Origin of the sequence: Amycolatopsis sp. NPDC006125, from assembly GCF_040614195.1 — a bacterium.
In the GTDB taxonomy this organism is placed as follows: domain Bacteria; phylum Actinomycetota; class Actinomycetes; order Mycobacteriales; family Pseudonocardiaceae; genus Amycolatopsis_E; species Amycolatopsis_E tucumanensis.
Window position 1 is genome coordinate 1 of record NZ_JBEXTZ010000188.1, and the last position, 6,828, is coordinate 6,828.

At 73.7% G+C, this 6,828-nt stretch carries 6 protein-coding genes and 1 pseudogene; 1 reads left to right on the forward strand and 6 read right to left on the reverse strand.

The genetic code is table 11. From position 1 onward, the window contains the following. From ABZ193_RS42805 to ABZ193_RS42815, 3 genes and pseudogenes are all read right to left on the reverse strand, one after another. Positions 1 to 91 (reverse strand): annotated as a pseudogene (locus ABZ193_RS42805) (aldehyde dehydrogenase family protein); the annotation flags it as partial. Between the two features lie 11 nt (positions 92 to 102). Then, positions 103 to 1,563, reverse strand: coding sequence for a Re/Si-specific NAD(P)(+) transhydrogenase subunit beta (gene pntB / locus ABZ193_RS42810; RefSeq protein WP_020418026.1), 1,461 nt, complete (start codon positions 1,561 to 1,563; stop codon positions 103 to 105). 23 nt (positions 1,564 to 1,586) lie between these two features. Then, complete coding sequence (locus ABZ193_RS42815; RefSeq protein ID WP_354714547.1) at positions 1,587 to 3,116, reverse strand: Re/Si-specific NAD(P)(+) transhydrogenase subunit alpha; 1,530 nt, start codon at positions 3,114 to 3,116, stop codon at positions 1,587 to 1,589. Positions 3,117 to 3,292: 176 nt separating this feature from the next. Here ABZ193_RS42815 and ABZ193_RS42820 point away from each other — a divergent pair, with 176 nt between their 5' ends. Next, positions 3,293 to 4,087 carry an alpha/beta hydrolase gene (locus ABZ193_RS42820; protein WP_354714549.1) on the forward strand — a complete coding sequence of 265 codons (795 nt, stop codon included), beginning with the start codon at positions 3,293 to 3,295 and terminating at the stop codon, positions 4,085 to 4,087. 234 nt (positions 4,088 to 4,321) lie between these two features. On the opposite strand, the gene ABZ193_RS42825 is transcribed toward ABZ193_RS42820, so the two are convergent. From ABZ193_RS42825 to ABZ193_RS42835, 3 genes are all read right to left on the reverse strand, one after another. Then, on the reverse strand, positions 4,322 to 5,248 hold the full coding sequence (locus tag ABZ193_RS42825; RefSeq protein ID WP_354714550.1) for an LLM class flavin-dependent oxidoreductase: 927 nt from the start codon (positions 5,246 to 5,248) through the stop codon (positions 4,322 to 4,324). Further along, positions 5,245 to 5,901, reverse strand: coding sequence for a maleylpyruvate isomerase N-terminal domain-containing protein (locus ABZ193_RS42830; protein WP_354714551.1), 657 nt, complete (start codon positions 5,899 to 5,901; stop codon positions 5,245 to 5,247). Before ABZ193_RS42830 ends, ABZ193_RS42825 begins: the two co-directional genes overlap by 4 nt. Positions 5,902 to 5,994: 93 nt before the next feature. Next, a complete protein-coding gene (locus ABZ193_RS42835; RefSeq protein WP_354714553.1) occupies positions 5,995 to 6,321 on the reverse strand; it encodes a DUF6223 family protein in 327 nt (108 codons plus the stop codon). Between the last annotated feature and the right edge of the window lie 507 nt (positions 6,322 to 6,828).

Sequence of the window (6,828 nt, forward strand, 5' to 3'; positions counted from 1 at the left end):
CCAGCCGGACGGCCTCGTCCTCGTCCTCGAACGTGGTCACCGGCGCGACCGGCCCGAAGACCTCCTCGCGCAGGATGCGCGCGTCCGGCGGGTTCACCGTCCTCAGCTCCCGGCGCGGGCCCCGGCCCCGGCCGTGCTCGGGGCGGGCAGCGCCCGCAGCAGGTCCTCGACCCGTTCCTTCGCGTCGCCGAAGAGCATGGCGGAGTTGTCGCGGAAGAACAGCGGGTTCTGCACGCCCGCGTAGCCCGAGGACATCGACCGCTTGAACACCACGACGTTTTTGGCCTCCCACACCCGCAGCACCGGCATGCCGGCGATCGGCGAGCCGGGGTCCTCGGCCGCGGCCGGGTTGACCGTGTCGTTGGCGCCGATGACGAGGACGACGTCGGTGCCGGCGAAGTCGTCGTTGATCTCGTCCATCTCCAGCACGATGTCGTAGGGCACCTTCGCCTCGGCGAGCAGCACGTTCATGTGCCCGGGCAGGCGGCCGGCCACCGGGTGGATGCCGAACCGGACCTCGACCCCGCGTTCCCGCAGCCGCCGGGTCAGCTCGGCGACGCCGTGCTGGGCCTGCGCGACGGCCATGCCGTAGCCGGGGGTGATGATCACGCTGCTCGCGTCGGCCAGCAGCTCGGCCGCGCCGTCGGCGGTGATCTCCTTGTGCTCGCCGTAGTCGGTGTCGTCCGCCGGGCCGGCCTCGATCCCGAACCCGCCCGCGATGACCGAGATGAACGAGCGGTTCATCGCCTTGCACATGATGTAGGACAGGTAGGCACCGGAGGAGCCGACCAGCGCGCCGGTGACGATGAGCAGGTTGTTCTCCAGCAGGAACCCGCTCGCGGCGGCCGCCCAGCCGGAGTAGCTGTTCAGCATCGACACCACCACCGGCATGTCGCCGCCGCCGATCGAGGCCACCAGGTGCCAGCCCAGCGCGAGCGCCACCGCGGTGACCACGACGAGCAGCCACAGCTGCGGGTCGATGACGAACCACACCGTCAGCGCGACGAACACCGCCAGCGCGCCGAGGTTGAGGAAGTTCTTGCCGGGCAGCATCAGCGGCTTGGAGTTGATCCGCGCCGACAGCTTCAGGAACGCGACGATCGACCCGGTGAAGGTCACCGCGCCGATGAACACGCCGATGAACACCTCGGCCGAGTGGATCCCGCCCAGCCCGAGCGCGGCCAGCGTCCGCGCCTCGGCCCCCTCGGGGTGCGCTTCGACCTCCAGGTAGCCGTTCCAGCCGACCAGCACGGCGGCCAGGCCGACGAAGGAGTGCAGCAGCGCGATCAGCTCGGGCATGCCGGTCATCTGCACCACGCGGGCGCGCTGCAGGCCGACGGCGGCGCCGAGCACCACCGCCACCACCATCAGCACCACGCCGAGGGTGGAGATGTCGCGGTGCACGGCCAGCGCGATGGTCGCGGCCAGCGCGACGACCATGCCCGCGATGCCGAACCCGTTGCCGGTCTTGGCGGTCTCGTGCTTGGACAGCCCCGCCAGCGCCAGGATGAACAACAACGCGGCGACCAGGTAGGCCGCCTGCGCGATCGTGTCGAGAGTCATGAGTTCAGGTCTCCTGATCGGGCTCAGCTGCGGGAGAACATCGAGAGCATGCGCCGGGTGACGGCGAACCCGCCGAAGATGTTGATCGAGGCGAGCAGGATCGCCGCGAACGCCAGCCAGGTCACCGCCCCGCCGCCGTGCCCGACCTGCAACAGCGCGCCGACCACGATGATCCCGGAGATCGCGTTGGTCACCGACATCAGCGGCGTGTGCAGCGCGTGGTGCACGTGCCCGATCACGTAGAACCCGATCACCACCGCCATCGCGAACACCGTCAGGTGCCCCTGCAACGCCGGCGGCGACGCCGCGACCAGCAGGAACAGCAACGCGCCCGCCACCGCGGTCAGCCCGATCCGGGCGGCCGGGGACAGCTTCTTCTTCTCCGGCTCCGGCTCCTTGGCGGCGGCCTTCGGCGTGGCCTGCGCGGGAGCGGCCGACACCTGCGCCGGGGGTGGCGGCCACAGCAGCTCGCCCTCGCGGACCACGGTCATCGACCGGATGACGATGTCCTCCAGGTCGAACACCGGCGTGCCGTCCTTGCCCGGCGTCACCAGCTTCATCAGGTTGACCAGGTTCGTGCCGTACAGCTGCGACGACTGCGCGGGCAACCGGCCGGGCAGGTCGGTGTAGCCGAGGATCGTCACCCCGTTGTCCGTGGTGACGGCCTTGCCGGCGACGGTGCCCTCGACGTTGCCGCCGTTGGCCGCGGCCATGTCCACGATCACGCTGCCCGGCCGCATCGAGGCGACCATGTCGGCGGTGATGATCCGCGGCGCCGGCTTCCCGGGGATCAGCGCGGTGGTGATGATGATGTCCACGTCGCGGCACTGCTCCTCGTAGAGCTGCCGCTCGCGGGCCTTGTAGTCGTCGCTCATCTCCTTGGCGTAGCCCGTGGCGGAGACCTCGACGTCGGGCGCCTCGATGGACAGGTACTCCCCGCCCAGCGACTTGACCTGGTCGGCCACCTCGGGCCGCGGGTCCGTCGCGCGCACCACCGCGCCGAGGCTGCCCGCCGCGCCGATCGCGGCCAGTCCGGCCACGCCCGCGCCGACGACGAGGACCTTCGCCGGGGGCACCTTGCCCGCGGCGGTGACCTGCCCGGTGAAGAACCGGCCGAACGTGTGCGCCGCCTCGACCACCGCGCGGTACCCGGCGATGTTGGCCATCGACGACAGCACGTCCAGCGACTGGGCCCGCGAGATCCGCGGCACCGCGTCCATCGCCATCGCGGTGATGGGCCGCTTCGCCAGGTCGTCGACCAGCTCCTTGTTCAGGGCCGGGGCCAGCAGGCTGATCAGGGTCGCGCCCGGCTTCATCGCGTCCAGCTGCTCCTTGGCCGGCGCGTTCACCCCCAGGACGATCTCCGCCTGCACGGCGTTCCCGATCGACGCGCCTGCTTCGGCGTACGCCTCGTCGGAGAAGCTCGCCAGTTCACCGGCGCCCGGCTCCACCACGACCTCGTAGCCCAGCTTGAGCAGCTGGGCCACCGTCGCGGGCGTCGCGGCCACCCTGGTCTCGCCGGGGGTGGCCTCCTTCAGCACTCCGACCAGCATCGAATCACCTCGTCCACGGTTGGACGACGAACGCCGGGTGTCGTACGTCGACGTACTCCTGGGCGCGCTCCCCCGTGGCCGACCCCGGTCGGGGAGCGCGCGATCATATTCGCAGCCTTTTTAACACGATGGCCCGATTCTGCCGGTGACTGCGGCCACATGCGGATGATGGGGTGGTGCGCAGGCGGCTGTTGATCGGCGCGGCGGTGGTCGTCATCATCGTGGCGGTGGTGTTCGGCAGCGCCTTCGCGTTCCAGCGCAGGCTCATCTACCTGCCCTCGGGCGGCCCGGTCCCGTCCGCGGCGGAGGTCCTCCCCGGTGGCCGGGACGTCGCGCTGCGCACCGCGGACGGGCTGACTCTCACCGCCTGGTACTTCCCGGTGGCCGCGCCGCGCGCGGCGGTGCTGGTGGCCCCGGGCAACGCCGGCAACCGGTCGCTGCGCGCACCGCTCGCGCGGGCCCTGCACGCCGAGGGCGTGGCGACCCTGCTGCTGGACTACCGCGGGTACGGCGGCAACCCGGGCTCGCCGACGGAGGCCGGGCTCGCGCTGGACGTGCGCGCGGCCCGCGAGTTCCTGGCCGCGCAGGCGCGGGTGCCGCTGGTCTACTTCGGCGAGAGCCTGGGCGCGGCGGTGGTGGCCGGGCTCGCCGTGGACTTCCCGCCCGCGGCGCTGGTGCTGCGCTCCCCGTTCACCGATCTCGCCGCGGTCGCCCGGCGGCACTACCCGTTCCTGCCGGTGCGGCTGTTGCTGCTGGACACCTTCCCGGTCGCCGAGCAGGTCGCGCGGGTGCCCGCGCCGGTCACCGTGGTCTACGGCGGCGCCGACTCGATCGTGCCGCCGGAGCAGAGCCGGGCCGTGGCCGCGGCCGCCGGTGGCCGGGCCGTCGAGGTGCCCGGCGCGGACCACAACGACCCGGTGCTGCTGGACGGCCCCGCGGTGATCGCCGCGATCACCGCGGCGGCCGGGTGATCAGCGGAACGCGGCCTGCCCGGTCATCGCCTGGCCGACGTGCCGCGGACAGGCGACCAGCGCCGGGTCCGCACGTCGTTGCCGGCGGCCAGGAACCCGTCGAACCGGCCGGCCATGTCCCGGTTGCCGGTGTCGTCCCGCAGGCGGTACTCCCCCGGCGGGGAGGTGGCGCAAGCGCGCGGTGAGCCGGGTCCGGGCGGGGCCGGCGTCCTCGGCAACACTGCCCGGCCAGGTTCACAGTGCCGTGGCCAGTGCGCCGAGCGCGGCGAGCCGGTCGTCTCCCACCGGGATCAGCACCACCGAATCCGCGCCGAGGCCGGCGATCCGCCGCCGCACGACGTCGGCGGGACCGGCCAGCGTCAGCTCGTCCACCCACTCCCCGGGCAACGCCGCCGCGAAGGAGTCCCCGTCCTGGTGCCGCGCACGCAACGCCCGCAGCTCGGAGGCGAACGGCAGCGGGTCCACGTGCGCGGACAGCTGCGGATCCCCGATCGCGGTGAGCAGCGGCCGCACCCGGGCGCGGGCCGCCTCGGGGTCGGGGTCCACCACCGCGTGCCCGAAGGCCACGACCTGCTTGTGCGGTGGCAGGATCCGGCGGGCCGCGGCGATGTACTCGGCGGGCGCCGGTTCGGCCAGGATCACGCCGTCCAGCTCGGCCCCGGCCACGGCGAGCGACTTCGGGCCGCGCACTCCGGCGAGCACCGGCGGGACCGTCTCCGGAGCGGTCTCCAGCCCGGCGTCGTCGAGCCGCACGTACCGGCCTGCGACCCGGACCCGTTCCCCGCGCAGCAGAGCGGTCAGCGCGCGGGCGTACTCGGCGAACAACGTCAGCGGGCTCGACGGCCACGCGCCCACCTGGCGCATCCACCCGGGCACCCCGTGCCCGATGCCCGCGACGAGCCGGCCGGGGTGGAGCCGTGCCAGTGTCGCCAGTTCCATCGCGGCGAAGGCGACGTTGCGTGCCCCGGCGGGCAGGATGCCGATGCCGACGCGGATCCGGGACGTCACCGCCAGCACCGTCGCCGCCTGCGCGATGCCGCCGTGGAAGCCGAGGTCCTCCACGATCCACACCTCGCCGAAGCCGAGTTCCTCGGCCCGCTTGGCGAACGGCACGATCTCCGCCGCCGCGAGGTCCCGCGGCAGCATCACCCCGGCCGTCATCCGAGCACGAACGGGACTCGCGCGGCCAGCGGGCCCAGTGCCGCCCGTTCGGCCTCGGTGGGGGCCCGGCGCCCGGTGCCGACCAGCAGCGCGTCCGTGTCGGAGAACGATCCGGGGAACGGCGCCCCGGCGATCTTCTCCAGCATTTCGCGCGACGCGGCGAGGCCCTCCGCGGGCGGCCCGGCGACGGACGGCAGGTGCGCCACCAGGTCGAGGTGGTGCAGCGTCCACTCCATGACGTAGGTGGACAGGTAGGCGGCGACGGTGAGGACCTGGTCGCGCGTCCGCACCCGCGCCGAGGGGTCGGCCAGCTCCGCGGCGCGCCCGGCCGCGGAGCCGACGTCGTCGAGGTGGAACTTCAGCAGCCACGGCTCCCCGTAGGCCGCGGCCAGCCGGACCGTCAGCGCGTCGAGCGGGTCCTCGCCGGTCGGCGGCCGGTCGCTGACCTCCCAGTAGGTGAGCTCGTCCCGGGTCGGCTCCTCGTCCGCCGGGGTGACCAGCGTGATGAGGACGTCCTGGGCGTCGATGATCAGGTGGCACACCAGGTCCCGCACCCGCCAGCCGGCGCAGCCGGACGGACGGGCGAGGTCGTCGTCGGCGAGCCCGGCGACCGCGGTCCGCAGCGCCGCCCACGAGCGTGAGAAGAGGTCCACGCCTCGCAAGCTAACAGCGCCCGCCCCCTCCGGCGACCGGTTTCCGGCGCGGGCGTGGTGCGGGTGCGGACCGGCCCGCTCCGGCCACCGGTTTCAGACGCGGGCGCGGGTGCGGGCCAGCCCCAGCCCACCCAGCGCGGCGGCGACCAGCCCGATCGCCAGGGCGGCGAACCCGCCGACGATGCCGTAGCCGGTGCCCGGCCCGCCCTCGGCCAGCGCCACCACGATCCCGCCGGCTGCCATCCCGGCCACCCCGGTGGCCAGTGCCGCGGTGGCGCCCCGCCGCCGGTGGCGGGCCACCGCCAGCGCCCCGGCGACCACACCGGCGAGCGCCACCAGCGCGGCGACGGTGCCGACGAGCCGCCCCGTGGTGAGCGTCCCGGCGTCGACGGCCTGGGCGATCGTGTACTGGACGAACATGGCGAACTCCTTTTGGCTGCAACGGTTTTTCCGACACCGGTGATGCTGCCCGGGATCACCCCGCCGGTCGTCCGGCACGCGCAGGCAATCCGCGCTGCCGCCCGCGCCGCAGGAACCGCGGAACTACTACGCCCGCGGTAGCCGAGGGATGCTCCACGCGCAGGACTCGCCCCCGCCGCGATCGGGCTAATGTTCTGCGCATGAGCCGCGCCGGGAAGTGGGTGAGCCGCGCCGGGGGCAGCGCGACCCCAGCCGCGGACGGGACGACCCGTTTCAGGATCGGCGCAACCCGGATCAGGAACGGGGCGATCCGTGCCGTTGGCTGGGCGACCCGCACTGCGGCCCGGGTGACCCGCCCTGGAGACAGGGCCATCCCCGCCGGGACGACCCACCCTGGACACAGGGCCATCCTTGCTGGCGCCGCTGTGCGTCGGCGCCGCGTGGCTGATCGACCGGATCGTCGACCGGGTGGCCGCGTGGTTGCGGCCGGGCCGCGACGAGGACGTT